General features: G+C 64.2%; 28 protein-coding genes. 12 read left to right on the forward strand and 16 right to left on the reverse strand.

Annotated features, from left to right (window positions below; all coding sequences use genetic code 11):
- Window positions 1-35: 35 nt before the first annotated feature.
- From L0V05_RS15035 to L0V05_RS15065, 7 genes are all read right to left on the reverse strand, one after another.
- A complete protein-coding gene (locus L0V05_RS15035) occupies window positions 36-527 on the reverse strand; it encodes a holin family protein (RefSeq protein ID WP_234871823.1) in 492 nt (163 codons plus the stop codon).
- Window positions 518-1,129 carry a holin-associated N-acetylmuramidase gene (locus L0V05_RS15040; RefSeq protein ID WP_234871825.1) on the reverse strand — a complete coding sequence of 204 codons (612 nt, stop codon included), beginning with the start codon at window positions 1,127-1,129 and terminating at the stop codon, window positions 518-520. The genes L0V05_RS15035 and L0V05_RS15040 overlap by 10 nt, the downstream gene beginning before the upstream one ends.
- Before the next feature lie 70 nt (window positions 1,130-1,199).
- Window positions 1,200-1,658 carry a cytochrome c maturation protein CcmE gene (gene ccmE, locus L0V05_RS15045; protein ID WP_234871827.1) on the reverse strand — a complete coding sequence of 153 codons (459 nt, stop codon included), beginning with the start codon at window positions 1,656-1,658 and terminating at the stop codon, window positions 1,200-1,202.
- A gap of 7 nt (window positions 1,659-1,665) precedes the next feature.
- Window positions 1,666-2,694 (reverse strand): N-acetyl-gamma-glutamyl-phosphate reductase, encoded by a 1,029-nt coding sequence (gene argC, locus L0V05_RS15050; protein WP_234871829.1) that lies wholly within the window; start codon window positions 2,692-2,694, stop codon window positions 1,666-1,668.
- Between the two features lie 145 nt (window positions 2,695-2,839).
- Window positions 2,840-3,484 carry a hypothetical protein gene (locus L0V05_RS15055; protein ID WP_234871831.1) on the reverse strand — a complete coding sequence of 215 codons (645 nt, stop codon included), beginning with the start codon at window positions 3,482-3,484 and terminating at the stop codon, window positions 2,840-2,842.
- 172 nt (window positions 3,485-3,656) lie between these two features.
- On the reverse strand, window positions 3,657-4,469 hold the full coding sequence (locus L0V05_RS15060; RefSeq protein WP_234871833.1) for a glutamate racemase: 813 nt from the start codon (window positions 4,467-4,469) through the stop codon (window positions 3,657-3,659).
- Window positions 4,470-4,502: 33 nt separating this feature from the next.
- Complete coding sequence (locus L0V05_RS15065) at window positions 4,503-5,381, reverse strand: lysophospholipid acyltransferase family protein (RefSeq protein ID WP_234871835.1); 879 nt, start codon at window positions 5,379-5,381, stop codon at window positions 4,503-4,505.
- 233 nt (window positions 5,382-5,614) lie between these two features.
- Between L0V05_RS15065 and L0V05_RS15070 the strand changes: the two genes are divergently transcribed.
- The gene (locus L0V05_RS15070; RefSeq protein WP_234871837.1) at window positions 5,615-6,508 is read left to right on the forward strand and encodes a LysR family transcriptional regulator; all 894 of its coding nucleotides are present in this window, start codon (window positions 5,615-5,617) and stop codon (window positions 6,506-6,508) included.
- A 275-nt stretch (window positions 6,509-6,783) separates the two neighbouring features.
- On the opposite strand, the gene L0V05_RS15075 is transcribed toward L0V05_RS15070, so the two are convergent.
- On the reverse strand, window positions 6,784-8,025 hold the full coding sequence (locus L0V05_RS15075; RefSeq protein ID WP_234871839.1) for an RNA polymerase sigma factor: 1,242 nt from the start codon (window positions 8,023-8,025) through the stop codon (window positions 6,784-6,786).
- Window positions 8,022-8,360: a YciI family protein gene (locus L0V05_RS15080; protein ID WP_234871841.1), complete on the reverse strand. Its 339-nt coding sequence runs from the start codon at window positions 8,358-8,360 to the stop codon at window positions 8,022-8,024. Before L0V05_RS15080 ends, L0V05_RS15075 begins: the two co-directional genes overlap by 4 nt.
- A 222-nt stretch (window positions 8,361-8,582) precedes the next feature.
- Between L0V05_RS15080 and purL the strand changes: the two genes are divergently transcribed.
- The 4 genes from purL (at window position 8,583) to L0V05_RS15100 (ending at window position 12,143) form a co-directional block, all read left to right on the forward strand.
- Window positions 8,583-10,742, forward strand: coding sequence for a phosphoribosylformylglycinamidine synthase subunit PurL (gene purL, locus L0V05_RS15085; RefSeq protein ID WP_234871843.1), 2,160 nt, complete (start codon window positions 8,583-8,585; stop codon window positions 10,740-10,742).
- An 80-nt stretch (window positions 10,743-10,822) separates the two neighbouring features.
- A complete protein-coding gene (locus tag L0V05_RS15090) occupies window positions 10,823-11,065 on the forward strand; it encodes a BolA/IbaG family iron-sulfur metabolism protein (RefSeq protein ID WP_234871845.1) in 243 nt (80 codons plus the stop codon).
- A 17-nt stretch (window positions 11,066-11,082) separates the two neighbouring features.
- Window positions 11,083-11,445, forward strand: a complete 363-nt coding sequence (gene grxD / locus L0V05_RS15095; RefSeq protein ID WP_234872223.1) for a Grx4 family monothiol glutaredoxin — start codon at window positions 11,083-11,085, stop codon at window positions 11,443-11,445.
- A gap of 44 nt (window positions 11,446-11,489) precedes the next feature.
- The gene (locus L0V05_RS15100; RefSeq protein WP_234871847.1) at window positions 11,490-12,143 is read left to right on the forward strand and encodes a glutathione S-transferase family protein; all 654 of its coding nucleotides are present in this window, start codon (window positions 11,490-11,492) and stop codon (window positions 12,141-12,143) included.
- A 46-nt stretch (window positions 12,144-12,189) separates the two neighbouring features.
- On the opposite strand, the gene L0V05_RS15105 is transcribed toward L0V05_RS15100, so the two are convergent.
- Complete coding sequence (locus tag L0V05_RS15105; RefSeq protein WP_234871849.1) at window positions 12,190-12,549, reverse strand: cell division protein ZapA; 360 nt, start codon at window positions 12,547-12,549, stop codon at window positions 12,190-12,192.
- Window positions 12,542-13,021: an Atg14 domain-containing protein gene (locus L0V05_RS15110; protein ID WP_234871851.1), complete on the reverse strand. Its 480-nt coding sequence runs from the start codon at window positions 13,019-13,021 to the stop codon at window positions 12,542-12,544. Before L0V05_RS15110 ends, L0V05_RS15105 begins: the two co-directional genes overlap by 8 nt.
- 266 nt (window positions 13,022-13,287) lie before the next feature.
- Between L0V05_RS15110 and tkt the strand changes: the two genes are divergently transcribed.
- Window positions 13,288-15,303 carry a transketolase gene (gene tkt, locus L0V05_RS15115; RefSeq protein WP_234871853.1) on the forward strand — a complete coding sequence of 672 codons (2,016 nt, stop codon included), beginning with the start codon at window positions 13,288-13,290 and terminating at the stop codon, window positions 15,301-15,303.
- A 56-nt stretch (window positions 15,304-15,359) separates the two neighbouring features.
- Here tkt and L0V05_RS15120 read toward each other — a convergent pair whose 3' ends face one another.
- Window positions 15,360-15,686 carry a DUF1330 domain-containing protein gene (locus tag L0V05_RS15120; protein WP_234871855.1) on the reverse strand — a complete coding sequence of 109 codons (327 nt, stop codon included), beginning with the start codon at window positions 15,684-15,686 and terminating at the stop codon, window positions 15,360-15,362.
- A gap of 166 nt (window positions 15,687-15,852) precedes the next feature.
- On the opposite strand from L0V05_RS15120, the gene L0V05_RS15125 reads away from it, so the two are divergent.
- Entirely contained in the window at window positions 15,853-16,545 is a 693-nt protein-coding gene (locus tag L0V05_RS15125) for a winged helix-turn-helix transcriptional regulator (RefSeq protein WP_234871857.1), read from the forward strand.
- Between the two features lie 9 nt (window positions 16,546-16,554).
- On the opposite strand, the gene L0V05_RS15130 is transcribed toward L0V05_RS15125, so the two are convergent.
- Window positions 16,555-17,517, reverse strand: coding sequence for a DUF808 domain-containing protein (locus L0V05_RS15130; protein WP_234871859.1), 963 nt, complete (start codon window positions 17,515-17,517; stop codon window positions 16,555-16,557).
- Window positions 17,518-17,713: 196 nt separating this feature from the next.
- Here L0V05_RS15130 and gap (L0V05_RS15135) point away from each other — a divergent pair, with 196 nt between their 5' ends.
- From gap (L0V05_RS15135) to L0V05_RS15155, 5 genes are all read left to right on the forward strand, one after another.
- Window positions 17,714-18,718: a type I glyceraldehyde-3-phosphate dehydrogenase gene (gap, locus tag L0V05_RS15135; protein WP_234871861.1), complete on the forward strand. Its 1,005-nt coding sequence runs from the start codon at window positions 17,714-17,716 to the stop codon at window positions 18,716-18,718.
- Between the two features lie 29 nt (window positions 18,719-18,747).
- A complete protein-coding gene (locus L0V05_RS15140) occupies window positions 18,748-18,891 on the forward strand; it encodes a hypothetical protein (RefSeq protein ID WP_234871863.1) in 144 nt (47 codons plus the stop codon).
- A 102-nt stretch (window positions 18,892-18,993) separates the two neighbouring features.
- Window positions 18,994-19,995 carry a type I glyceraldehyde-3-phosphate dehydrogenase gene (gene gap / locus L0V05_RS15145; protein WP_234871865.1) on the forward strand — a complete coding sequence of 334 codons (1,002 nt, stop codon included), beginning with the start codon at window positions 18,994-18,996 and terminating at the stop codon, window positions 19,993-19,995.
- Window positions 19,996-20,084: 89 nt separating this feature from the next.
- Entirely contained in the window at window positions 20,085-22,655 is a 2,571-nt protein-coding gene (locus L0V05_RS15150) for a cation:proton antiporter (protein ID WP_234871866.1), read from the forward strand.
- A gap of 162 nt (window positions 22,656-22,817) precedes the next feature.
- Window positions 22,818-22,982, forward strand: coding sequence for a DUF1127 domain-containing protein (locus tag L0V05_RS15155; RefSeq protein WP_234871868.1), 165 nt, complete (start codon window positions 22,818-22,820; stop codon window positions 22,980-22,982).
- 77 nt (window positions 22,983-23,059) lie between these two features.
- Here L0V05_RS15155 and coaD read toward each other — a convergent pair whose 3' ends face one another.
- From coaD to L0V05_RS15170, 3 genes are all read right to left on the reverse strand, one after another.
- Window positions 23,060-23,551, reverse strand: a complete 492-nt coding sequence (gene coaD, locus L0V05_RS15160; protein ID WP_234871870.1) for a pantetheine-phosphate adenylyltransferase — start codon at window positions 23,549-23,551, stop codon at window positions 23,060-23,062.
- 83 nt (window positions 23,552-23,634) lie between these two features.
- Window positions 23,635-24,069 carry a CBS domain-containing protein gene (locus L0V05_RS15165; protein WP_234871872.1) on the reverse strand — a complete coding sequence of 145 codons (435 nt, stop codon included), beginning with the start codon at window positions 24,067-24,069 and terminating at the stop codon, window positions 23,635-23,637.
- Window positions 24,070-24,123: 54 nt separating this feature from the next.
- Window positions 24,124-25,017: a LysR family transcriptional regulator gene (locus L0V05_RS15170; protein ID WP_234871874.1), complete on the reverse strand. Its 894-nt coding sequence runs from the start codon at window positions 25,015-25,017 to the stop codon at window positions 24,124-24,126.
- Window positions 25,018-25,079: the final 62 nt, after the last annotated feature.

A 25,079-nucleotide genomic window follows, 5' to 3' on the forward strand; every position in this document is an offset into this window, starting at 1 on the left:
GCAGGGCATTTTTGCAAAGAAGGAATCGGGGAGCGCTAGGTCTGCGACCGCCGCCAGTCTTCCAGCGCGGCATTCTCTGCGTCAGGCGGCACGGTCGCCGCTGTCTTCACCGCCTTGGCCAAGGCTGCGGGTCGCGTGCGAAAGTAATGCGCCTCACGCGCGCCGAAATAGAAGCTGACGACCGCGCCAAGAAGCCACCACAACGGCTCGGGCACCTGGGCGAGGCCTGCCATCCGCTCGCCGAAGCTCTGAGGTGCTACCATCGCATAAACGAACAGGCCAAGCGTGCCGAAGGCCAGAAGCGGGCGCGGCAGGCGGTTCAACCCATTGACGATGCGATCAAACCGCCCATCACCCGTGGCCTGGAACTCGGTCGAGAACTGCGTCAGAGCGGCTTCCTGCGCTTCGGCCGAAATTTCCATCTGCCGGGTCGCATTCGGGGTGAAGACCTCGGCAACAGTCTTGACCGTCGAGCCCACGGCCTCGACTGCGCCGGAATTTCCGAGGATCGTCCCGATCAACCCCATGCCGCCACCCTTGCCTTGTGCTGTGCGTCGGTCAGGCGGTACTTCGCAGCCATGAACACCTCTGCCCGGGCAATCCAGCCGCCCTTGCCTCCATCCTTGCGCCGCGCGAACTTGCGGCTGGCGGGCCGTGCGTCGGCAAGGGCGTAGTAGTAGTTGCGCCGCGCGATGGCATAGGCGTCGGCCAGATAGGCCGGGGCCGCATCCCACGCGAGCTGCGCGGCCCGGATCGTCAACGGACCGACCACGCCATCGTCAGAGCAGGCGAAACCCATCTGAGTCAGCAGACGTTGCAGGACCTTCACCGCATTCGAGCCGGCATTCACATACATGTCGAAAACGTCCGGGTGCAGCACTTCGGGCAAGGCGCCCAAATTCGGCGTTTCGAAGTAGTGCCGGATGAAGATCTGCACCGCCTCTGCCCGCGTCAGTCGCCGCAGGTCATCCTCGGCCACCTGCCCGTCGCCGGTCAGATCCAACCCCAGGCGCCGGAGGGTTGCAAGGGTCACGCCCAGATTGGTCGCGCCGCCCGGATCGTCTGGATCGTTCACGAAGCCGCCCTCGCGGGCAACAATCTCTTCGGCCAGTTCCTGAACCGATATCATGGTCTCTCCTGCCTCACGCTCCCCCGCGCGTCACGGAAGGGAGGGTGGGACAGGAGGGTTAACGCGGGCGTTACGAACCGCTCGGAGCCGCCTTCGGATCGACATAGACACCCTGCTCCTTCAGAGCGTCGACGACCTCTTTCGGCATGTAGCTTTCGTCATGCTTGGCGAGGATTTCCGTGGCAACGAAGGTGCCGTCCTGCATCGAACCGGTCCCGACCATGCCCTGGCCTTCCTTGAACAGATCGGGAAGCACGCCGGTATAGGCGACCGGCACGCTCTTGTTCGTATCAGTCACCCGGAACGTCACCGTCTCGCCCTGCCCCCGCACCAGCGTGCCCTCTTCGACCAGACCGCCGATACGGAAGACCTCGGACGGCCCCGGAGGGGCTTCGGCAACCTGGGTTGGCGTGCGGAAATAGTTGATGCCGTCGCGCATGGCGTAGCCGATCAGGCCGGTCGCCACCAACAGCGCCACGACCGCCAGTAAGACGATCTGGACGCGACGCTTCTTCTTCAGCCCTCGCATTCTCGCCTCACGGGAAGACGGGAGCGAGCATCAGCCCGGCCGTCTCTTCGATGCCCAACATCAGGTTCGCATTCTGGATGGCTTGCCCCGACGATCCCTTGCAGAGGTTGTCGAGAACAGCCACCACAACGGCACGGCCAGCCATCCGGTCGCCGGTCACACCGATATGGACATAGTTGGATCCGCGGATATCGCGCGTCGAGGGGAGTGCGCCAAAAGGCAGCACCTTGAGGAACGGCTCGCCCTGATACGCCTCGGCCAGCGTGGTATGGACCGCCGCCGGGTCGCCGTCGACATAGGCGGTGGCAAGGATGCCGCGGTTCATGGGCAGCAGGTGCGGCGTGAACTGCACCTGAACAGGGCGGCCGGCGATCTTCGAGAACTCCTGGTCGAATTCGCCCAGGTGCCGGTGCTTGCCGCCGGCGGAATAGGCGTGGGTGCCCTCGGAAAGCTCCGCATGAAGCAGGTTTTCCTTCAGGCTGCGCCCCGCCCCGCTGACCCCGGCCTTGAGGTCGATGATGATCCGGTCAAGGTCGATCACCTGCTTCTGGATCAGCGGGCGCAGCGCATATTGCCCGGTCGCGGCATTGCAGCCGGTTCCGGCGACCAGCCGCGCCGCCGTGATCTCGGGACGGTAGAACTCGGTCAGGCCATAGACGGCCTCTATCTGCAGGTCGGGCGCCGAATGCGGCTTGCCGTACCATTTTTCATAGGCAGAGAGATCCCGCAGCCGGAAATCCGCGGAGAGGTCCACCACCTTGAGGTCGCTCGGCAACTGGGCGATTACCGCCTGAGACGTTGCATGAGGAAGGGCGCAGAAGGCCAAGTCGATACTGGAGAAATCGACATCTTCGATCTTCGTCAGGTCCGGCAGGTCAAGATGGCGCAGGAACGGGAAGACCTCGGCCATCGCCATGCCCGCCTTTCGGTCGCCGGTCAGCGCCGCGATCCGCATCGAGGGATGCGTCGCGATCAGGCGGACAAGCTCCGCCCCGGTGTAGCCGGAGGCTCCGAGAATGGCGATGTTCTGGGTCATGGGTGGTCCCCCTTGGATGAGACGGGGGAGTGATGGGGGAAACACCCCGGAATGGCAAGGGAAAAGCGAAAGCGAAAGGCCGGCGTCCGCGCGGGCAGACACCGGCCAACCGATTGATTTTGCAGGGGCGGTCGTGCCCCGGCGATCAGACCGCCTTGCGACGGCGGGCGACTCCCGCAGCGCCAAGCGCCCCAAGGCCCGCCAGCAGGAGCGGCGCGGCGGCGGGCAGCGGGACGGCGGCCGGAACCGGCTCATCCGGTACGATGACCGGATCGGTCGGCGTCACGCTTGCAGAAGCATTGCCCGGTGCGAAGATCGAGTATCTCAGCGTACCGTAGGTGTTCAGCAGCGCGAGATAGAGCGAGCCACCGAAATCGTCGCCCAGGTTGATGGTCCAGGTGAAGTCGTTGTTCCGGTTCCAGTGCTGGATGCCGACCGAGGCCAGCCAGTTGCCTTCCCAGGCGCTGTAAAGGAACTGCGAAGTCTTCCACAGCACAGTGCCGCCGGCCGAGAACGACCAGTCGGTGTCGCCGATCGGGCTCAGCGGCGCGAAGGTCAGGGTGATGGCTTGCGCACCGGCTTTCAGGCCGGTGAAGGCGAGAAGATCGTAGTCACCGCCGCCCGACCAGACGCCGTCCACCTGCGTCGCGCCATTCGCGATCACGGTCGGGGTCGAGTAGCTGCCGGAGAAATCGCCAAGATCGCCCTCGGTCACGGTCGCGGCCATCGCCGGGCCGGCCATCAGGGCGGCAAAGGCTGCCGCAAGAACGCTGCGGTTGAAGTCGAACATTTGAATCACCTGAGTTCAGTACATCGTCCGGTTCACCGGTACGAGCGCGAGATGGCGGTGCTGTGCGGCAAGAACAAGGCAGAAGACTGGAAACAATAGGTATTCCGGCCATGACGTGGCGTCACGACCGGACGAATCCGTGAGGATGAATTCGAGATCCGTCCCCGAGCGGTCAGGCCGCCTCGAACTCGATCCGATGTCGCAGGAACTGCGTCGCCTTGTCCGATACCTTCTTCGGATCGCCGGTCGTGAGGAACTTCGGCGTCTTACCCGTCCCGCGGAACTCGGGCCGGCGGGCAAGGTAGTCGGCCAGGCTTTCGGCGACGAGATTGGCCTGCGAATAGACCTTTACGCCCGACCCGAGCGCCTCGGCAAAGGTCTTTTCCAACAGGGGATAATGGGTGCAACCGAGGATCGCCGCCTCGGGATGCGGCATACGCCGCTTCAGCGCCTCGACATGCGACCGCACGAGCGCCTCGGCCAGCATCTCGTCCCCCGCCTCGATCGCATCGACCACGCCGCCGCAGGGCTGGGCCTCGACATCGACGCCGATGGCGCGGAACGCGAGTTCGCGCTGGAAGGCACGGGACGACACGGTGGCAGGCGTCGCGAACAGCGCCACATGCTTGACGGCCACCTCGCGGGGCGGCGAGTTGTCGCCCCATTGCCGTTCGGTCAGCGCCTCGATCAGCGGCACGAAGACGCCGAGCACCCGCTTGTCCTTCGGGACCCAGGTTTCCTGCATCCGCTTCAGCGCGGCGGCCGAGGCGGTGTTGCAGGCCAGGATCACCAGATCGCAGCCCTCGGCCCAGAGCCGCTCCACCCCGGCGCAGGTCAGGTTGAAGATGTCATCGGCATCGCGCACGCCATAAGGTGCATGGGCGTTGTCGCCGTAATAGACGAAGGGCACGTCTGGCAGGCGCTTGGCGACCGCCTCGTAGACCGTCAGGCCGCCCAGACCGGAATCGAAGATGCCAACCGCCATGTTTCGCCCCTTCTCTTCCGGGGTCAGCGAAAGCTACTGCGCCCGGTATCTCTGCTCGAACTCGTAGCCGTAGTCATAGGACTTGAGCGGTTCCGGCGAAAGGGCATAGGTGGCGCGGCGCAGATGATCCATCAGCGCCTTCGGGTCGGCCTTGAGCGGTTGCAACTCGGCCGCCGCGATGGGCTGGCCGATGACGACGCGCACCGGCTCGTCCACCCGCGCGCGGAATTCCTTGATGAGCAGGCCAAGCCGCAAGTTCGAGTGGATGTGACTGGCCAACTGGAAAAGACGACTGTTATGGCCGGCGAAATAGACCGGCACGACGGTCGCATCCGATTTCGCTATCATCTTGGCGGTGAAGTTCCGCCAGCCTGGGTCCATCGGCCGGGAAAAGGGTCTCGCCGAAGTCGAGACGGTGCCGCCCGGAAACACGCCGATCGCCCCGCCCTGCGCGAGGTAGCGAAACGCCTCGGCACGGGTCTGGAGGTTCAGCTTCACGGCTTCCTTCGTCTCGTCGAAGGAGATGGGCAGGATCACGCGGTTCAGCTCCTCGGCCCGGCGGAAGACCGAGTTCGCCAGGATGCGGAAATCGCCTCTGACCCGGTCCAGCAGATGACCCATCATCAGACCGTCGAGGATACCGTAGGGATGATTGGCGATCAGGATCAGCGGTCCGTTGGCCGGGATCTGCGCCAGCGACCCGCCGACCACATCAAGCGACAGGCCGTAGCGCTCGGAGATCACCTCCCAGAAGCTGCGACCCGCGGCAACCTCGCGTTCATAGCCGTCGGCCCGGCGGATCAGCGACAGGCGGCCAGTGGCATTTTCAAGAACGCGGATGAATGCCCGACCGGGCTTGGACCGGGCGGAATAGGCATAGGTGATATCCCGCGTGACCTGCCGTCTGTTCATGCCCTGAATGGCTCCCCCAAAGCGATCGCGTCCTCCTACGTCCGTATTGGGATTTGCGCCACAAAAGATGACAGGCTGGTGACGAATTCCTTCGGTCTTGCGCCGTCGCAGCCAAAGCGAAGCGGCAATTCGGCAACGATGCCGCATTGCGGAAAGATCTCGAGCCATGCCATCATTGCAAGGCAGGCATGTCGATCTTAGATAATGCTGCGCTCATCGGCGGGAATTTCGTTATGGATTGGGATAAACTCAGGATATTTCATGCCGTGGCCGATGCCGGCAGCCTGACCCATGCCGGCGAAAGCCTGCATCTGTCGCAGTCCGCCGTCTCGCGCCAGATCCGCGCGCTTGAAGAGAGCCTGAACACGACCCTATTCCATCGCCATGCGCGCGGGCTGATCCTGACCGAGCAAGGCGAACTGCTGTTCGACGCGACCCAGGCGATGGTCAAACGGCTCGACGCCGCCGCAGCCCGCATCCGCGACGCGGAGGACGAAGTTCTCGGTGAGCTGCGGGTGACCACGACCACCGGCTTCGGCACGCTCTGGCTGGCCCCGCGGCTGGGCACGCTTTACGAGAAATATCCGTCGCTCAAGATCGACCTGATGCTTGAAGAGCGTGTGCTCGACCTGCCGATGCGCGAGGCCGACGTGGCCATCCGCATGAAGGAACCGAGCCAGGCCGACCTGATCCGCAAGCGACTTATGAATATCCGGATGCAGCTTTACGCGAGCCCGGCCTATCTGGAGAAGAACGGCACCCCGACCCGACCCGAGGATCTGTCGCAGCATCGCCTCATCAGCCAGCATGCCTCGACCCCGCAGGTCGCAGCCGGCGCGCATCTGGTTCAACAGCTCATGGCCTACGACATCCCGTCGACGCTGACGGTGAACAATTATTTCGGGGTGCTTCAGGCGGTTCTGAACGATCTGGGGATCGGCGTTCTGCCCGACTATCTCCTGGATGACTTCCCGAACCTGGTTCGCGTCCTGCCCGAGATCGAGTCTGGGGAGGTTCCAGTCTTCATCGCCTACCCGGAAGAGCTGCGCCATTCGAAACGCGTGGCGGCCTTCCGCGATTTTGTGATGGAAGAGATTTTCGCCTACAGGAAACGCCAGCAGATCTGATCGACGCCTCTTGCGACGAGACGATTTCAGACTGTGAACCAAGGGGGCGAGAAGACCCCGCTTCTGCCTTGTTTTCATGTGACAAAAATATCGCCATGCGAAAAACGCATAGCGGCGTTGCTGCACTAGCAGCATTCTTCACTTGAACCGACTCGTTCGCCCCCCTAGATCGGTCGGCGAGGCGGTGATCGAGTTTCTCTCACTTCCTCATACCTCCCTGTTGGACTTGGGCCGAGCTTCTGCTCGGCCTTTTTTTTGCTTTCTGCATCGCAGCGTCACGACGCCCAACGTTCGCGCAGTTTTTCCCGACGGTTGCAAAGAAATTCGGCGTCCGCGGAATTTGTGGCAAGGGTGATTGCCCGGTCATAGGATGCAATCGATTCGTCCAGCCGCCCTGCCCGGCCGAGGAATTCGGCCCGCGCGGCATGATAGGGCTGGTAATCCGTAAGGTCTTCCGAGACCGCCCCAAGTTCTGCCAACGCCCCGGTCAGATCGCCGGCCTCGCCAATCGCGACGGCAAGGTTCAACCGGACCACTGCGGTCGGCTCGTATCGCAACAGTGCCCGATAAAGCGCGGTGATCTGCAGCCAGTCAGTGCCTGCAGGACCGGCGGTGACATGCAGGGCCGCGATCGCCGCCTTGATCTGAAAAGGACCCGGCGCACTGCGCGCGATGGCGCGGTCGAGCAGGTCCAGCCCCTCCTGCCGCTGATCGGCATCCCACAGGTTGGTGTCCTGATCCTGCAGCGGAACCAATTGTCCGGCGGCGTCATGGCGGGCGCAGCGGCGGCAATGGGTCAGCAACAGCAGGGCAAGAAGCCCCTCGATCTCGGCATCGCCGGGGCGCAGGACATCGACCAGCCGGGCCAGAAAGATCGCCTCTTCACAAAGATCGGTCCGGACTGGCGCCTCGTGCCGCCCGACCGAATAGCCTTCGTTGAAAATGAGGTAGATCACTGCCAGAACCGAGCCGAGTCGCTCGGCCCAAAGCTCCGGCCCCGGGATGGCAAAGGGAATCCCGGCGGTAGCGATCTTGGCTTTTGCTCGGCTGAGCCGCTGTCCCATCGCCGTTTCGCTGTCGAGAAACGCGCGGGCAATTTCCGCTGTCGTCAGCCCGCCGATCGTCCTGAGGGTCAGGGCTATGCGCGATTTCGGCTCCAGGGCCGGATGGCAGCAGGTGAAGATCAGGCGTAGGCGGTCATCGGCAATGTCCTCGGGCGTCATCTCGGCCCCCTCCTCGGCGGCGAGAACGGTTTCCGCCTCCAGATGGCGCTGGTCGCGCGCCCGGCGGCGCAGCCGGTCCAGCGCCTTGCGCCAGCCGACCCGCAGGATCCAGCCCTGTGGCGAGACCGGCGGCCCGCTGCGCCGCCAATGGACCAGAGCCGCCTCGGTCGCGTCCTGCAAGGCATCCTCGGCCAGCTGGAAATCCCCGGTCCGGGCGATCAGGGCGGCCAGCAGCCGCCCGCGGTCAGCGCGAAGCGCGGCCTCGAGGGCCGCGCGCGCCGGATCATCGCTCACCTGAACACCACGACCGGGCGCAATTCTACCGTGCCGAACTGCGCCCCGGGGATCTGCGCTGCCCATTTGATCGCCTCGTCCAGATCGGCGCAGTCAATGAGGTAGTAACCTCCGAGATGTTCCTTTGTCTCGGCAAAGGGTCCGTCCATCGTCTCGACCTTGCCGCCGCGCACGCGAACCGAGGTCGCGCTCGATACCGGATGCAGGGCGTCGCCCGCCCGCATCACCCCGGCCTCCCGCATCCTTTTCGTAAGCTCGAAATACTCGCCATTCATCTTCTCCCCCATCTCGGGGGCCTTGGCCGGGTCGGTGTAGATCAGGGCCATGTATTGCATCGGGCTGTCTCCTCAGGTTGCCGGTCCCGGCCCCAGGCGTCCGGGCGGGATCGAAATGACTGTCCTGTTATCCGGACAGCACAAGGACGCGCGGGGGCGCTGCTTTTCGACATGCTAGCCGAAAAAAATCTATCCCGTGCAACCGGCCTCTCGTTGCCCCCTTTTCCCCCGTCCGCGCTTGCCCTAAGAGGCCCGCAAGGCGCCGGCCAAAGGGGATGAACAATGACCGAACCCGTGATCACCGAGGACCTGATTGCCGCGCACGGGCTGAAGCCCGACGAATACCAGCGCATCCTCCAGATCATCGGGCGGGTCCCGAGCTTCACCGAGCTTGGCATCTTCTCGGCCATGTGGAACGAGCACTGTTCCTACAAGTCGTCGAAGAAATGGCTGCGCACGCTGCATACCACCGGGCCGCAAGTGCTCTGCGGGCCGGGCGAGAATGCGGGCGTCGTCGATATCGGCGACGGGCTGGCGGTCATCTTCAAGATGGAAAGCCACAACCACCCCTCCTACATCGAGCCGCATCAGGGCGCGGCGACCGGCGTGGGCGGCATCCTGCGCGACGTCTTCACCATGGGCGCGCGCCCGATTGCGGCGATGAACGCACTGTCCTTCGGCGAGCCGTCGCATCCCAAGACCGCGCATCTGGTCAAAGGCGTGGTCGAGGGGATCGGCAGCTATGGCAACGCCTTTGGCGTGCCCACGGTCGGGGGCGAGGTGCGCTTCCATCGCAGCTATAATGGCAACTGCCTGGTCAACGCCTTTGCCGCGGGCCTCGCCGAGGCCGACAAGATCTTCTACTCTGCCGCGTCGGGTGTCGGCATGCCGGTCGTTTATCTCGGTGCCAAGACCGGGCGAGACGGTGTTGGCGGGGCGACTATGGCCTCGGCCGAGTTCGACGACACGATCGAGGAAAAGCGCCCGACGGTGCAGGTCGGCGACCCCTTCACCGAAAAGCGCCTGCTCGAAGCCTGCCTCGAGCTGATGGCCTCGGGCGCGGTCATCTCCATCCAGGACATGGGTGCGGCGGGCCTGACCTGCTCGGCGGTCGAAATGGGTGACAAGGGCGGTCTCGGCATCAAGCTGCAACTCGACTCCGTCCCGCAGCGCGAAGCGAAGATGACGGCCTACGAGATGATGCTGTCGGAAAGCCAGGAGCGGATGCTCATGGTGCTGAAGCCCGAGATGGAGGCTGAGGCCAAGGCGATTTTCGACAAGTGGGACCTCGACTTCGCAATCGTCGGCGAGACGATCCCCGAGGACCGCTTCCTGATCCTGCACGGCAACGAGGTGAAGGCCGACCTGCCGCTGTCGAAACTCTCCTCCAGCGCCCCGGAGTACGACCGGCCCTGGGTGCCGACGCCCGCCGCCGCACCGCTCGGCGCGGTGCCGGCCATCGACCCCATCGACGCACTCAAGGCGCTCCTCTCCTCGCCCAGCTATGCCCACAAGGCCTGGGTCTGGGAACAGTATGACAGTCAGGTCATGGCCGACACGATCCGCACACCGGGCCTTGGTGCTGGCGTGGTGCGGGTTCATGGCACTGCGAAGGCGCTGGCCTTCACCTCGGACGTGACGCCACGCTACGTGAAGGCGAACCCGGTCGAGGGCGGCAAACAGGCGGTGGCCGAAGCCTGGCGCAACCTCGTCGCGGTCGGCGCGACGCCCCTCGCCGCGACCGACAACCTGAACTTCGGCAATCCGGAAAAGCCCGAGATCATGGGCCAGTTCGTCGGCGCGATCAAAGGCATCGGCGAGGCCTGCCGCGCGCTCGACTTCCCGATCGTCTCCGGCAACGTCAGCCTTTACAACGAGACCGACGGAAAGGGCATCCTGCCCACGCCCACCATCGGTGCAGTGGGCCTTCTGGACAGCGTGGATGACCTGATCGGCGGCCAGCCGCAGGAGGGGGATGTCGCCGTTCTGATCGGTTCCGGCACGGGCCATCTTGGCCAGTCCGCCCTTCTGGCCGAGGCCTTCGGCCGCGAGGACGGCGATGCGCCGCAGGTCGATCTTGCCGTCGAGCGTAGGAATGGCGAGTTCCTGCTGGCCAACCGCAAGCATATCGTCGCGGCAAGCGACCTGTCTGACGGCGGCCTTGCGCTGGCCGCCTTCGAGATGGCCGAGGCCGCCGGGATCGGGCTGAGCCTTGAGCTGGCAGAGACCCCTGCACTCTTCGGCGAGGATCAGGCCCGCTACCTTCTGGCCTGCAGGCCCGAAGCGGTCGAGGCGCTGCTTGCGGCGGCCAGTGCGGCAGGCGTTCCCTGCGCCCAGGTCGGCCGTTTCACCGGCACCGACTTCCGCATGGGCCACTCCGCCGCTTCAATGGCTGAATTGTCCGGCGTTTACCGCTCAGCCTTCGAGGCTGCTGTCGGCTGAGCCTGTACGCGCCCCGCTTGCACCGCCTTTCCGCCGGCACTACATTTTCACGAAGGCCCGGCAGCAAAGGACAGCCGCAGATGGCGATGGAAGCCCAGGATATCGAAGACCTGATCCGCGAGACCTTTCCCAAGGCGCGGATCACCATCACCGACTTGGCCGGAGATGGGAACCATTGGGCTGCCGAGGTCGTCGACGAGAGCTTTCGCGGCTTGAACCGCGTCCAGCAACAGCGCGCGGTCTACGCTGCGCTCAAGGGCAAGATGGATGGTCCGAACGGCGAGTTGCACGCGCTCGCCCTGACCACCAAGGCCCCCGAATGACCCTGAAAGGAACCACCATGGCAACCGCTGAAGAGCAGATCCGCGACACGATTGAAAAGAATGATGTCGTGCTGTTCATGAAGGGCACGAAGATGATGCCGCAATGCGGCTTCTCCAGCCGCGTCGCCGGCGTGCTGAATTACATGGGTGTCGAGTATCAGGACGTGAACGTGCTGGCCGATGCCGAAATCCGCCAGGGGATCAAGGACTTCTCCGACTGGCCCACGATCCCGCAGCTCTATGTGAAGGGTGAATTCGTCGGCGGCTGCGACATCGTCACCGAGATGACGCTCTCGGGCGAGCTGGACCAGCTCTTCGACGCCAAGGGCGTTGGCTACGACAAGGATGCGGCGGAAAAGATCCGCGCTGCGAACGCCTGACCGGCGCCGGTGCTGGTTCCGGCCCCATAAAGCGCGAGGCGCCGATGACGGGCACCGTGACGATCTGGACCTATGACTGGGTGCCGAACGGCCCGCGCGGCCATGTGCGCGACCTCCGTCTGCGGTGGGCGATGGAAGAAGCAGGCATCCCCTACGCCATCGCAACCGTCCCAATCGCGGATCGCGGGCCGGATCATGTGGCCCGCCAACCGTTCGCTCAGGTGCCTTTCATCGAGGATGATGGTGTCCGCCTGTTTGAAAGCGGCGCCTGCCTTCTGCATCTGGCCGAGCAGAGCGAAATCCTGATGCCGCGCGACCCCAAGATGCGGGCCGAGACGATGCAATGGATCTTCGCTGCCCTGAACTCGGTCGAGATGGTGACGGTACCCTGGTGGTATATCCGGATGAAGGGTGTCACCGAAAATCCGTTGGCCGGCTGGATGCGGCAGCGCTTCGAAAAGCTCGAAGTCGTTCTGGCGTCGCGCGACTGGCTTGCCGCCAACCGCTTCACTGCCGCAGATCTGCTGATGGCGGATGTTCTGCGCATTCCGGCCAAGCTGGGGCAACTGGAAGAATTTCCCGCCCTGACGTCCTATCTTGAACGGGTCTGTGACCGTCCTGCCTTTCGGAAAGCAGTTCAGGACCAGTTGGACCATTTCGAGGCGGCCGACATACAACGGAAACAGGCGGGCGCCTGACCCGAAGTCTTTCCGCGTTTCCCGCCGGTGCCGTCGTAGCGGACTATCAGGCCCCTGCCCGTTCCTCGACAGCCTGGGCGAGTGCCTCGACCCGGGCAGCAATCTCGCCAAGCGTATCGATGACCGCAGGAGGCACCTGTCGCACTTCGCCCGCCGCCTGGGCCTGGAGCGTCGCGGCCTGAGACTTGACCAGCCGCAGTTCATCCTCGAGTGCGGCCATCCGGTCAGCAAGCATCAATGCCGCCATCAGCAGCATACGGGATTCCGGCATCCGTCCCATCTGCTGGACAAGCGGCTGTGCCTCGTTGTCGAGCAGTTTCGCGGCGGCGCGCAGGAAATGCTCTTCTCCCGGCTGGCAGGCGACCTGGAAGGTTCGTCCCCCGATGTGGATGTCGACCTCAGGCATCCTGCGCCTCCAGTACCAGCGGCCGGAGTTCGGCCAGGATTTCGTCGATCTCGAAGATCTCACTCTGCCGGGTTGCGTACAGAGCGTCCAGTTCGGCCTGCATCGCCCGGTTGATGAGTTCGGCATCGGTGATGCCTTCCGCATGGGCCTCGCGCAGGGATCGGACCGCGTCGCGCAGCCGGAAGACGCGCTTGCGCAGTTTCTGGATTTCGAGGCCCTGCTGATCGAGCTGGCGGGTCAGCCGTTCGAGCTTGTCGGTCAGATCGGCATTCTCGGTCGCCGCCTGTTCCCGGGTCAGTCGAAGCCGCTCGGCGAGCTGCGCTGCCGCCAGCCGCTCGGTCTCAAGCGCTTCAGTCAGTTCGGCAGCGCTTTCATCCAGTCCGGCCTCCGGACCCGGCAAATCAGCCAGTCCGCGCTCGATCCGGTCAAGCGCCGCAGTGATGCGGTTTCCGAGTTCCGTGATATCGCTCATCGGCACGGCTCCCCTTCTTGCCTCGCGACCGCTTCGCGTGCGGCCTTCTTGTCTTTGCCCTCCCGAGGGGGACACCGATCCGTCCTCCCCAGAACGAATCGTAACTTGCCCCATCTTCCCCGAATTTGCACGAAAGGCGAAGGGCTTTGCGCCCCTTTCCGCCCAATGGGCTGCGGGCCGCGCTTGAACAATCCGCCTAGGCTGGTATTGAGCCGGTCGAGAGCACCCGCCGGCCAACAGCGCCCCCATCCCGAAGGATCGGACCCTTGGATATTGCGACCCTGCGCGCCCAGCACCCCGAGCACTGGAAGAAAGCCGCCGCCATCCGCGTCCTGACGCTGGATGCGGTCGCCGCCGCCAATTCCGGCCATTCCGGCATGCCGATGGGCATGGCCGACGTGGCAACCGTTCTTTTAGAGAAGCACATGAGCTTCGATGCTTCGGCCCCCGATTGGCCGAACCGCGACCGCTTCATTCTGTCGGCCGGCCACGGCTCAATGCTGCTCTATTCGCTGCTGTATCTCACCGGCTATGCCGACATGACGCTGGAGCAGATCAAGAACTTCCGCCAGTGGGGTGCAATCACCGCGGGTCACCCGGAATACGGTCATGCAAAGGGCATCGAGACGACGACGGGTCCTCTAGGTCAGGGCATCGCCAACTCGGTCGGCTTCGCCATCGCCGAGGAATCGCTCCGCGCCCGGTGGGGGTCGAAGATCATCGACCATTATACCTATGTCGTCGCCGGTGACGGCTGCCTTATGGAAGGCGTCAGCCAGGAGGCGCTGGCACTTGCCGGTAAGCAGCAGCTTTCGCGCCTGATCGTGCTGTGGGACAACAACGGCATTACCATCGACGGCAAGGTTTCCCTCTCCGACGTGACCGACCAGAAGGCGCGCTTCGCCGCCTCGGGCTGGGACGTGTTCGAGTGCGACGGCCATGATCCGGTGGACATCGACCGCGCGCTGACCGCCGCGAAGGCATCGAAAGGGCCGGCTCTTGTCGCCTGCAAGACGCATATCGCTCTTGGTTCCTCGGCGCAGGACACCTCCAAGGGCCACGGCGCGCTGACCGATGCGAAGCTGATCGCCGATACCCGCGCGGCCTATGGCTGGGATCACGGCCCGTTCGAGATTCCGGCGGATATCAAGAAGGCCTGGGAAGCCATCGGCCATCGTGGCGTGCCCGCCCGCAAGGAATGGGAAGCGCGTCTTTCCGCGCTGTCTCCCGCCAAGCAGAAGGAATTCGCGCGCATCTTCGCTCACGAAGTGCCGGCCCGTCTTGCCTCTGTCATCCGTGGCGTGAAGAAAGCTGCGGTCGAGGCCCTGCCGAAACTCGCGACCCGCGCGTCGTCGGAAAAGGTGCTCGCCGCGATCAACCCGGTGATGCAGGAAACGATCGGCGGCTCGGCCGACCTGACCGGCTCGAACAACACCAAGACGCCCGATCTTGGCACCTTCGAACCCGGCAACCGCAAGGGCCGCTACGTCTACTACGGCATCCGCGAGCATGGCATGGCGGCCGCGATGAACGGCATGGTGCTGCATGGCGGCATTCGCCCCTATGGCGGGACCTTCATGTGCTTCACCGACTATGCCCGCCCCTCGATGCGGCTTTCGGCGCTGATGGGTGTTCCTGTCGTCTATGTGATGACGCATGACTCGATCGGCCTCGGAGAAGACGGTCCGACGCACCAGCCGGTCGAGCATCTCGCGATCAGCCGTTCGACGCCGAACACCTTGGTGATCCGCCCCGCCGACCTCGTCGAGACCGCCGAGGCGTGGGAAGTGGCGCTGAACCAGAAATCGACGCCGACGGTGCTGGCGCTGAGCCGCCAGAACCTGCCGGCGGTCCGCAAGTCTCACACCGCGCAAAACCTTGTTGCCAAGGGCGCCTATGTGCTGGCCGAGTCGACCCGGCGCCGTCAGGTCATCCTGATCGCCACCGGCTCCGAAGTGGAAATCGCGCTGAAGGCCCATGAATTGCTGGAAGCGCAGGGGATCGGCACCCGTGTCGTCTCGATGCCCTGCCAGGAGTTGTTCGCCCAGCAGGACGCCAGCTACCGCAAGAAGATCCTGCCGCCCGGTCCGGTCCGGATTGCGATCGAGGCTGGCGTGCGGTTCGGCTGGGATCGCTGGCTCTTGGGCGAAGGCGGCAAGGCGAACAAGGCCGATTTCGTCGGCATGGAGGGCTTCGGCGCCTCGGCCCCGGCAGACCGGCTTTACAAGGAGTTCGGCATCACCGCCGAAGCGACCGTCGCCAAGGCCAAGGCGCTGCTCTGACAGATCAGTCCCGCTAAAGGAAACGCCCAGCCCAAGGCCGGGCGTTTTCGTTTTTGTCAGCCGGCCCTGAGATAGGGAATCGTCCCGGCAAGGTCGGTGTCGTCGATCAACCGGAAGCGGCTGACGCTCCCGGCCTGCCGTGCCTTGCCGAACGGGGCATAGTCGGGATCGGCGGCAAAGGCCTCGACCGCCTCGCGGCTAGGAAATGAGACCAGCGCGATCAGCGTGCTGTCCTGATCGCCCCCTTCGAGATTGGCGATGTTGCCGCTGCGGGACAGATATCGCCCGCCGTGGCGCTCGACCAGCTTGTGGACCTTGGCGGCATAGTCGGGGACCCAACGGTCGTCGGTGATCTTGATGTCGGCAATCAGATAGACGGTCATGGCACGCTCCTGAGACTCGGTTCCCGCGGGATTGCAGGAGGCCTTCAGGGTCAGGCACTGCGACAAAGGCATCCAGTCTCGGGTCTGGAGCAACGGGTACAGTTTCTGGACTGGATCGAAGACGTATTCGGCGCAATCCTGACTTCATGCAAAGCGGGAGGTTCCCATGACCCAGGCCAGCTACAAGCAGTTCTGCCCCCTCTCCATGGCCGCCGAGATCCTGTGCACGCGCTGGACGCTGGTGCTCCTGCGCGAGTTCATCGCTGGATCGACGCGGTTCAACGACCTGCGCCGGGGAGTGCCCAAGATGTCACCGACGCTTTTATCCCAACGTCTCAAGGAGTTGGAGGATGCAGGCGTCATCGAGCGCCGCGCGGTCCCGCGCGAGCGCGGCGTTTTCGAGTATCACCTGACCGAGGCGGGCCGCGACCTGCGCAGCGTGATCGAGAGCGTCGGCTTCTGGGGACAGAAATGGGTTCAATCCAGCCTGTCGCTGAAGAATCTCGATCCGTCGCTGCTGATGTGGGATATGCGGCGCAACCTGAACCCCGAGCCCCTGCCCCGCAAGCGCACGGTGATCCAGTTTCTGTATCCCGAACTTCCGGCCTCGAAACAGCTGTGGTGGCTTGTGGTCGAGCCGCAGGGCGAAGTCGATCTGTGCTGGTCCGACCCGGGGTTCGATGTGGATTGCTACGTCACCACCGACCTCAGGACCATGACCGCCATCTGGATGGGCGTGACCACCGTCGAGAAGGAGCGCGACCGGATCGAGTTGTCGGGTCCGCGCGCCATCACCTCGACGATGCAGGTCTGGCTGGGCCTCAGCCCCTTCGCCGTGGAGCCCAAGCGCGTCAGTTGAGCACAACGCTCACCCGGCACGAAAGACAAGACGGGCAAGCGGCGAGATGACCTTCGTTGCGACCGGGATCAGCAAGAGGCCGAGCGCAAGCCCGACCACGCCATCGCAAAGCGCCGTGACAAGCCACGAGACCAGCCCCTGGATTGCGCCGGGCGCATGATGTGCGGCAGCTTCGGCCCAGTGGTGGATCATGTCGTAGGGACCGGCAAACCCCAACTCGGCAAGTCCATGCAGCACGATGTTGCCGCCAACCCAGAGCATCGCAGCGGTGCCGACCGTGGACAGGACCGACAGGAGCCGCGGCATCGCCCGCACGAGCCCGCGCCCAACGGCCCGCGTCGCACCGAGCCGCGCAGTCTTGGCCAGATGCAATCCGACATCGTCCATCTTCACGATCAGGGCGACCGCACCATAGACGCCGACTGTGATAAGCATACCGACCAGCGCCAGCGTCACCGCTTGCAGCCACAGGCTGTCGCCGGGGATCACCGCCAGTGCGATCGTCATGATCTCGGCCGACAGGATGAAATCCGTCTTGATCGCGCCGGAAACCCTCTGCTCTTCCAGATGTGCGGGGTCTCTGGTGTCGAAATCCTGCTCGACCGCATGATCCGCATGGGGCGCGACCGCATGCAGCAACTTCTCGGCGCCTTCGAAACACAGATAGGCGCCGCCCAGCATCAGAAGCGGCGTGATCGCCTGCGGCAGAAAGGCTTCCAGCAGCATCAGCGCGGGCAGCAGGATCAGGAGCTTGTTGCGGACCGAGCCGAGGGCAATGCGCCCTATCATTGGCAGTTCGCGACTGGCCTCGAAGCCGGTGACGTATTTCGGGGTCACCGCCGCGTCGTCGATGACAACCCCCGCCGCCTTGGTTCCGGCCTTTGCCGCTGCCGCCGCAACATCGTCGACCGAGGTTGCCGCCAGCTTGGCGATCGCCGCCACGTCATCCAGCAGCGCAAGCAAGCCGCTCATCCACCAACCTCTCGATCGTTTCCACGCTCAAACCTAATTGATGACAGAACTTGCACAAGCCCCTCCGCCGTTAGCGCTACCACCGCAAGTTTGCGCTAACACCATGAAATACCGTCGTTTTTAGTCTTTCCATGAATCTTTTCTCGGGGTAACTGCTCTGCATCCCTTCGCATACGCAGCATTTTCGGAGTCATCCATGACGATCACCGTCGGAATCAACGGCTTCGGCCGGATCGGCCGCTGCACGCTGGCCCATATCACCGAAGCCGCCCGGAACGACGTCCAGGTCGTCGCGATCAATGCGACCGGTCCGGTGGAGACCAACGCCCACCTGCTGAAATACGATAGCGTCCATGGCCGCTTCCCCGGCACCGTCAAGGTCGTGAACGGGGCGCTTGACCTCGGCCGTGGCCCGATCCGCGTAATGTCGACCTACAACCCGGACGAGCTCGACTGGGAAGGCGTGGATGTCGTGCTGGAATGCACCGGCAAGTTCAACGATCGCGACAAGGCCGCGGTCCACCTGACCCGCGGCGCCAAGCGCGTTCTGGTCTCGGCGCCGGCCAAGCGCGCCGACAAGACCGTGGTCTATGGCGTGAACCACCGCCAGCTTCTGCCCGAGCATCTGGTCGTCTCGAACGGCTCCTGCACCACGAACTGCCTCGCGCCGCTCGCCAAGGTGCTGAACGACGCGATCGGCATCGAGTCGGGGATCATGACCACGATCCACAGCTATACCGGCGACCAGCCGACGCTCGACCGCCGCCACAAGGACCTCTACCGCGCCCGCGCTGCCGCCATGGCGATGATCCCGACCTCGACCGGCGCGGCCAAGGCCCTGGGCGAAGTGCTGCCGGAACTGGCGGGCAAGCTTGACGGGACCGCGATCCGTGTGCCGACCCCGAACGTCAGCGCCGTGGACCTGACCTTCGTCGCGTCCAAGGACGTAACGGTCGAGAACGTGAACGAAATCGTGCGCGAAGCCGCCGCCGGTTACATGGGCATGGTTCTGGCCTATGACCCCGAGCCGAAAGTCTCGATCGACTTCAATCACACCACGCATTCGTCTATCTTCGCCCCTGACCAGACCAAGGTCGTCGGCAAGCGCACCGTGCGCGTGCTGGCCTGGTATGACAACGAATGGGGCTTCTCCTGCCGGATGGCCGATGTGGCCGGCGCCCTGGGGCGGCTCGCAAGCTGAGAGGAGCCTCGGGGGCCCTGCCCCCGCCCATGACCGACCGTTTGGCACTTGTTCTGGGCGGGCTCGTCCTCGGCCTGATTGTCCTTGACCTCGGCGTCCTTCACACGGGCGCAACGCTTTTCCTTGCGCGAAAGTTCGCGGACCTCGTGGAATATCTTTCCTTCTGGCGTTAATCTGCCTTTGCAGGCGGTTGCATTTGCCGTCATGACGATGATGTTAGCGCTATCAGAATTGGCGAGTCGCCCGGCGGGGCGTCCTTCAGCAAGGAGAGTGGCATGGCGGTCAAGGTTGCTATCAACGGCTTCGGCCGGATCGGGCGGAACATCCTGCGCGCGATCATCGAATCCGGGCGGACAGATATCGAAGTCATTGCGATCAATGACCTTGGCCCGGTCGAGACCAATGCCCACTTGCTGCGCTTCGACTCGGTCCATGGTCGCTTCCCGGCCGAGGTAACCACCGGCCCCGACTGGATCGATGTCGGCCGTGGCCCGATGCAGGTCACCGCGCTGAAGAATCCCGCGGACCTTCCGTGGAGCAATGTCGACATCGTTCTGGAATGCACCGGCATCTTCACCTCGAAGGAGAAATGCCTGCCCCATCTCGAGAACGGCTCGAAGCGCGTGCTGATCTCGGCCCCGGGCGATGGCGCGGACAAGACCATCGTCTATGGCGTGAACCACAATGTCCTGACCAAGGACGACATCGTGGTCTCGAACGCCTCCTGCACCACGAACTGCCTGTCACCGGTCGCCAAGGTGCTGCATGACACGATCGGCATCGAGAAGGGGATGATGACCACCATCCACTCCTATACCGGCGACCAGCCGACGCTCGACACGATGCACAAGGATCTCTACCGCGCCCGCGCAGCGGCACTCAGCATGATCCCGACTTCGACGGGGGCCGCCAAGGCCGTGGGCCTTGTCCTGCCGGACCTCAAGGGCAAGCTCGACGGCTTCGCGATCCGCGTGCCGACGCCGAACGTCTCGGTCGTGGACCTGAAGTTCTTCGCCAAGCGCGCAACCAGCGTCGAGGAGATCAACGCGGCGATCAAGGCGGCGGCCGACGGTCCGATGAAGGGCATCCTCGGCTACACGACCTTCAAGAACGTCTCATCCGACTTCAACCATGATCCGCATTCCTCGGTCTTCCACATGGACCAGACCAAGGTCATGGACGGCACCTTCTGCTCGATCCTGTCCTGGTACGACAACGAGTGGGGCTTCTCCAACCGCATGGCCGATACCGCCGTCGCCATGGGCAAGCTCATCTGACAGGCGCATTTCGGGCCGGTTACATCTTGTGACCGGCCCGGACCACTTTGGCGATTCACATGCGCCCCCGCTGACGCTAGGGGAAGTCCATGGACATCGCCGCACTTCTTGGAATTCTCGCCGGTCTTTTCGTGGTGATCGCGCTTTGCGATCCCCTCGCCGAGAAGCTGCGTCTGCCGGTGACGGTGGTGCTTGCCGGAGCCGGGATCACCATAGGCGCGGGCGCGGCCTTCTTCTGGTTCACGCCCATAACCGATTTCCTTAACCCGGTGGCGCTCGCCATCCTGCGGTTGCCGATTTCGTCCGACGTCTTTCTGTTCATCTTCCTGCCGACCCTGATCTTTCAGGTCTCGCTGTCTCTCAGCCTGCGACAGATGCTGGACGACTGGGTGCCAATCCTCGTCCTGGCCGTGGTCGCGGTGGCCGTGGCGACGGTGGTCATCGGATTTGCGCTGACACCATTCACCACCATGCCGCTGGCCGCCTGCCTTCTGATCGGCGCGATTGTCTCGACAACCGATCCGTCCGCCGTCGTCAGCATCTTCCGCTCCACGCCGGCACCGCAGCGCCTCGCCCGGATTGTCGAGGGCGAAAGCCTTCTGAACGATGCCGCCGCCATCGCCTTGTTCGGGGTGTTCATCGGAGTCGTCACGATCACGACCCAGGACAATCCCGGCATCGCCGCAGCGCTCATGGATTTCCCGTGGCTGGTGCTGGGGGGAGGCCTGGCCGGCTGGATCATCGCGCGACTTGCGATCTGGCTCATGTCGCGGATCCCCGACTATCCGCTTGGCCAGATCTCGGTCTCGCTGGCGATCCCCTATGCGTCCTTCCTGGTTGCGGATGACGTGATCCATGCCTCGGGCGTGATCGCGGTGGTCGCCGCCGGGATGACAGTCAACCTTGTCGCACCGGGCCGGATGTCGCCGCCTGCCTTCACGAAGCTGAGCGACACATGGGATCTGCTGGCCTATTGGGCCGGGTCGCTCATCTTCATGCTGGCCGCGATCCTGATCCCCCGCCTGCTTTCGGGGCTCGGGGCGCATGATGTCCTGCTGATCGGGGTGACCGTCGTCGCGGCCCTGTTCGCCCGCGCGTTGATCCTCTTCGGGCTGCTGCCGCTCCTGACGCTCCTGCGTATGTCTCCCCGGGTTGAAAGGCCGTACCGGCTTGCGATCCTCTGGGGCGGCCTGCGGGGCGCGGTCACGCTGGCGCTCGCCCTTGCCGTTACCGAAAGCGCCGGGATCCCGCCGGGGGTGAAGCGCGAAGTCGGCATCATCGCGACAGGATTCACCCTGTTCACCCTGCTCGTCCAGGGTACCACGCTGCGCCGGGTGATCACGCTCCTCGGCCTCGACAAGCTCTCGCCTCTCGACCTTGCCCTGTCAAAGCAGGTCGTCGCCGTCGCCCTTCAGACCGTCCGAGAGACGGTTGCCGAGACGACGAAGGAACTCGGCCTGCAGAAGACACTCGTCCGTGAGGAGGCAAAGCGCTTCGGTGCCCGGCTCGACACCGCTGTCGATGAGGCGGACGACGGCGAAGGGATCCAGGACCGCGACCGCATCACCCTCGGCCTCGTCGCTCTTGCAGGCCAGGAACGCGACCTGGTGCTCGACGCCTTCCGCGAACGGATGATCGGAGCCCGGCTTGCCGACCGGATGCTGGCCGAGGCCGACCGACTGATCGAAGCGACGCGGATCGGCGGCCGATCGGGCTATCGCGTCGCCGCCCGCACGGCGCTGCGCCCCAGCCGGTGGAACCGTCTGGCCGAGCTCCTTCACAACCGCCTGTCGATCTCGGCGCCGCTGGAACGGGAAACCGCCGACCGCTTCGGCCGGATGATCGCCCAGACCGTGATCCAGCGGCAGCTGCATGATTTCATCGACCGACGCATCCTGCGCATCCACGGGCGGCGGGTCGCGGACCTGCTTCACGAGCTTCTCCACCGCCGCGAGGAAGAAACTGCCACGGCGCTCGAGGCGCTGCGCCTCCAGTACCCCGGCTATGCCGAAGAGCTGGAACGGCGCATGATCCGCCAGATCGCCCTGCAGCTTGAGGCGGCGGAATATGACCAACTGACACAGGACGGCCTGATCGGGCCGGAGTTGCGGTCGGAACTGATGAGCAAGATCGGCCAGCAGCAAAGCCAGATCGAGGATCTGCCCGATCTCGATCTCGCCTTGCAGAAAACCGAGCTGGTCCGAAGCTTTCCCCTTTTCGCGGGCTTAGGGGCAGAGCAGCAGAAGCAGCTCGCGAGCCGCCTGCGCACGGTCTATGCCGCCCCCGGCGATATCCTTCTGCGCGAGGACGAACGACCGCGCCGGGTCTGGTTCATCTCTTCCGGGGCAGTCGAGGTGATGAGGGCCGGCCAGAAGGCGCTTCTCGGCCGGGGTGACATGTTTGGCCAGCTCGCCGTCCTGACAGGGCAGCCCCGTCGGGCGCGCGTGACGGCTGTGGCAAGCTGCACTCTTCTCACGCTGGACGATGCCGGGTTTCTTGCACTTGTCCGCGGCAACGAGGCCTTCGCCGAACAAGCGGTCGCCGCCGCCGCAAAGCGCGGCGTGAAACTCGATCTTGCCGCCCTTTCAGCCCAGCCCGTCCGTTCGGAACGGCGGTTCGCGCGGCTCCGCGCGGTCCTGCCGTCGCAGCGCGACCGCTGACGGAAGCCATGCGCCATATAAGGTGTCCATGCGTAAATCGCATGGCGGCATGCGGTTTTTGGCGGTTGTTAGCGCTATCATTACTCCCAGATTACAGGACACGGATCGGTAGAGAACGCCAAGGGTGTCTGACCGGACCGAAGACTGTGAAAGGATACAACGATGCTGAACGTGATCGAACGCCTGAAGGAAGCTGCTCGCAAGCAGGCCCTCTACCGTCGCACGCGGCAGGAAATTGAACGCATGCCGCTCGACATCGCGCTGGACCTCGGGATTTACCGGGGCGACGCCGAACAGATCGCCCGCAAGGCCGTATACGGCAACTGAGCGGGTACGCCCCAACAGGGAGCGTCAATCAGGGATTTCCAGGGGGCTGGACCGCAAGGACCGCCCCCTTCCTCTTTTCAGGAGAACTTGCGGGCGAGCGCTTCCTGCACTGTCGGGGTGACGAATTTCGAGACATCGCCGCCCAGACGAGCAATCTCCTTCACCAGCTTGGAGGCAATCGCCTGACGCCGGGCATCTGCCATAAGGAACACGGTCTCGATGCTTGAATCGAGCGCGCGGTTCATCCCGACCATCTGGAACTCGTATTCGAAGTCCGCAACCGCCCTCAGGCCACGTACGATCACGGTCGCCCCCACGTCGCGGGCGCAATCGATCAGCAGGTTCTCGAAGGGATGCACCACGATCTCGCCGCCTGTCTTCGCGACGATGGCCTGGCATTCCTCTTCTACCATGGCCACCCGCTCTTCCAGACTAAAGAGTGGCCCCTTGTCACGGTTGATTGCCACCCCGATCACCAGCCGGTCGACAAGGGCCATCGCCCGCTGAATGATGTCGGAATGGCCAAGGGTCACCGGATCAAATGTGCCGGGATAAAGTCCGATGCGCATGGAACCTCTCTCGCTGCCCCGCGCCGCACGCAACATTATTGCGCGCGGCTTTGCAAGCGCCAAGTATCCCGACAGGCTGCGGCTCAGTAGCCTTTGATCATACTCTCGAGCGCGTCCTTTTCGGCGGCCAGTTCGGCAAGCCGCGCCTTGACGACATCGCCGATCGAGATGAGCCCGACCATCTGCCCGCCTTCGATCACCGGCATGTGGCGGAAGCGGCCATCCGTCATCGTCTGAAGAACGTCGAGCGCGGTTTCGCTCCGCGTGCAGCTGATGATCTTTGCGGTCATCACATCCGATACCTTCCGCGACAGGCAGGACGGACCCTGCTTGCCAAGCTCGCGCACCACGTCGCGCTCCGACAGAATCCCGGCGACCGCCTTGCCATCCAGCGAGACGACAAGTGCACCAATCCGATGCGCGGAAAGGAGTTCTACTGCCTCGTTGAGTGTTGCACTCGGCGCAATGGTGATGGTGCCGGTCTGCGGCTTCATCGCCAGGATCTGCTGAACGATCATCGGTTCCTCCCGTATGCTTTATTTCTTTCAGCGTCGCGCCTGCGCAACTTTCTGTCAAGAAATGCTTTCAAGGCGTTGCACCTCTTTCCTCACCCCAAGCGCCAGCAGATCCGCAAAACGGTTCAGCCGCGCAACTCGCCGATCGTCCGCATGGCGGATCAGCCAGAAGGCGCGGGTCAGGGCGACCTGATCGGGCAGGATCTTCTCCAGTTCCGGCGCCGACGGCATGGCGAACATGTGGACCACCCCGATCCCTGCCCCGTGCCGCAGCCAGTTCAGTTGAACCGAGACAGAATTCGACGCGAGGCCCACCGTCTCGGCTCCAACCTCCGAGAGGTAGTCGAGTTCCTTGTCGAAGATCATATCGGGAATATAGCCCACGAACCGCCGCCCCTTCAGGTCAGCGACCGACCCGATCCGCCCGTGCCGCGCGAGGTAGTTGCGGCTCGCCGCGAGGCAAAGCCTGTAGTCGGTCAGCTTCTGGACGGTCAGACGCCCGGCCGAGGGGGGCGAGACCCCGACGGCCATGTCCGCTTCGCGCTTGGACAGGTTGAACACCCGCGGCAGGGCCACGATCTGGACCTCGAGCCCCGGATTCTCGTCACAGATGGCCGCGACGACCTGCGGCAGCAGGTAATTCGCGCAGCCGTCGGGCGCGCCGATGCGGATCTGCCCCGACAGGCCACGCTCGCCCCCGCGCAACTCTTCCGCAGCCGCTCCCATGGCTTGCTCGGCCCGCTCGGCATGGGGCAGAAGGCGCTGGCCGGCCTCGGTCAGCGCATAGCCCTGCGGTCCCTTCAGGAAGAGCCGCACATCCATGTCTTCTTCCAACCGGGCGATCCGGCGCCCCACCGTTGCCGGGTCGATCCGCAGCACGCGCCCTGCGGCCGAAAGACTTTCCGCTCGCGCCACGGCAAGGAACACCCGCAGGTCATCCCAGTCGGCCATCACCTCACCATTGCAGGAATGCAAAACGACTTTGGAATCTTGCCGCTGTTCGGCGCATTTCC

The sequence above is a fragment of the Alitabrizicola rongguiensis genome (genome assembly GCF_021491355.1).
Lineage (GTDB): Bacteria > Pseudomonadota > Alphaproteobacteria > Rhodobacterales > Rhodobacteraceae > Aliitabrizicola > Aliitabrizicola rongguiensis.

Excerpts from the sequence above, each read along its gene's own strand:
- L0V05_RS15080 (WP_234871841.1), bottom strand. The coding sequence starts at position 8,360 with ATGCAATACATGGCCCTGATCTACACCGACCCGGCCAAGGCCCCCGAG.
- purL (WP_234871843.1), top strand. The coding sequence starts at position 8,583 with ATGACCGAACCCGTGATCACCGAGGACCTGATTGCCGCGCACGGGCTG.
- grxD (WP_234872223.1), top strand. The coding sequence starts at position 11,083 with ATGGCAACCGCTGAAGAGCAGATCCGCGACACGATTGAAAAGAATGAT.
- L0V05_RS15130 (WP_234871859.1), bottom strand. The coding sequence starts at position 17,517 with ATGAGCGGCTTGCTTGCGCTGCTGGATGACGTGGCGGCGATCGCCAAG.
- ccmE (WP_234871827.1), bottom strand. The coding sequence starts at position 1,658 with ATGCGAGGGCTGAAGAAGAAGCGTCGCGTCCAGATCGTCTTACTGGCG.
- L0V05_RS15065 (WP_234871835.1), bottom strand. The coding sequence starts at position 5,381 with ATGAACAGACGGCAGGTCACGCGGGATATCACCTATGCCTATTCCGCC.
- L0V05_RS15165 (WP_234871872.1), bottom strand. The coding sequence starts at position 24,069 with ATGATCGTTCAGCAGATCCTGGCGATGAAGCCGCAGACCGGCACCATC.
- L0V05_RS15120 (WP_234871855.1), bottom strand. The coding sequence starts at position 15,686 with ATGACCGTCTATCTGATTGCCGACATCAAGATCACCGACGACCGTTGG.
- argC (WP_234871829.1), bottom strand. The coding sequence starts at position 2,694 with ATGACCCAGAACATCGCCATTCTCGGAGCCTCCGGCTACACCGGGGCG.
- L0V05_RS15055 (WP_234871831.1), bottom strand. The coding sequence starts at position 3,484 with ATGTTCGACTTCAACCGCAGCGTTCTTGCGGCAGCCTTTGCCGCCCTG.
- L0V05_RS15125 (WP_234871857.1), top strand. The coding sequence starts at position 15,853 with ATGACCCAGGCCAGCTACAAGCAGTTCTGCCCCCTCTCCATGGCCGCC.
- L0V05_RS15090 (WP_234871845.1), top strand. The coding sequence starts at position 10,823 with ATGGCGATGGAAGCCCAGGATATCGAAGACCTGATCCGCGAGACCTTT.
- L0V05_RS15100 (WP_234871847.1), top strand. The coding sequence starts at position 11,490 with ATGACGGGCACCGTGACGATCTGGACCTATGACTGGGTGCCGAACGGC.
- L0V05_RS15070 (WP_234871837.1), top strand. The coding sequence starts at position 5,615 with ATGGATTGGGATAAACTCAGGATATTTCATGCCGTGGCCGATGCCGGC.
- L0V05_RS15060 (WP_234871833.1), bottom strand. The coding sequence starts at position 4,469 with ATGGCGGTTGGCATCTTCGATTCCGGTCTGGGCGGCCTGACGGTCTAC.
- gap (WP_234871865.1), top strand. The coding sequence starts at position 18,994 with ATGGCGGTCAAGGTTGCTATCAACGGCTTCGGCCGGATCGGGCGGAAC.
- L0V05_RS15105 (WP_234871849.1), bottom strand. The coding sequence starts at position 12,549 with ATGCCTGAGGTCGACATCCACATCGGGGGACGAACCTTCCAGGTCGCC.
- L0V05_RS15155 (WP_234871868.1), top strand. The coding sequence starts at position 22,818 with ATGCTGAACGTGATCGAACGCCTGAAGGAAGCTGCTCGCAAGCAGGCC.
- gap (WP_234871861.1), top strand. The coding sequence starts at position 17,714 with ATGACGATCACCGTCGGAATCAACGGCTTCGGCCGGATCGGCCGCTGC.
- L0V05_RS15150 (WP_234871866.1), top strand. The coding sequence starts at position 20,085 with ATGGACATCGCCGCACTTCTTGGAATTCTCGCCGGTCTTTTCGTGGTG.
- L0V05_RS15140 (WP_234871863.1), top strand. The coding sequence starts at position 18,748 with ATGACCGACCGTTTGGCACTTGTTCTGGGCGGGCTCGTCCTCGGCCTG.
- L0V05_RS15170 (WP_234871874.1), bottom strand. The coding sequence starts at position 25,017 with ATGGCCGACTGGGATGACCTGCGGGTGTTCCTTGCCGTGGCGCGAGCG.
- coaD (WP_234871870.1), bottom strand. The coding sequence starts at position 23,551 with ATGCGCATCGGACTTTATCCCGGCACATTTGATCCGGTGACCCTTGGC.
- L0V05_RS15035 (WP_234871823.1), bottom strand. The coding sequence starts at position 527 with ATGGGGTTGATCGGGACGATCCTCGGAAATTCCGGCGCAGTCGAGGCC.
- L0V05_RS15110 (WP_234871851.1), bottom strand. The coding sequence starts at position 13,021 with ATGAGCGATATCACGGAACTCGGAAACCGCATCACTGCGGCGCTTGAC.
- L0V05_RS15040 (WP_234871825.1), bottom strand. The coding sequence starts at position 1,129 with ATGATATCGGTTCAGGAACTGGCCGAAGAGATTGTTGCCCGCGAGGGC.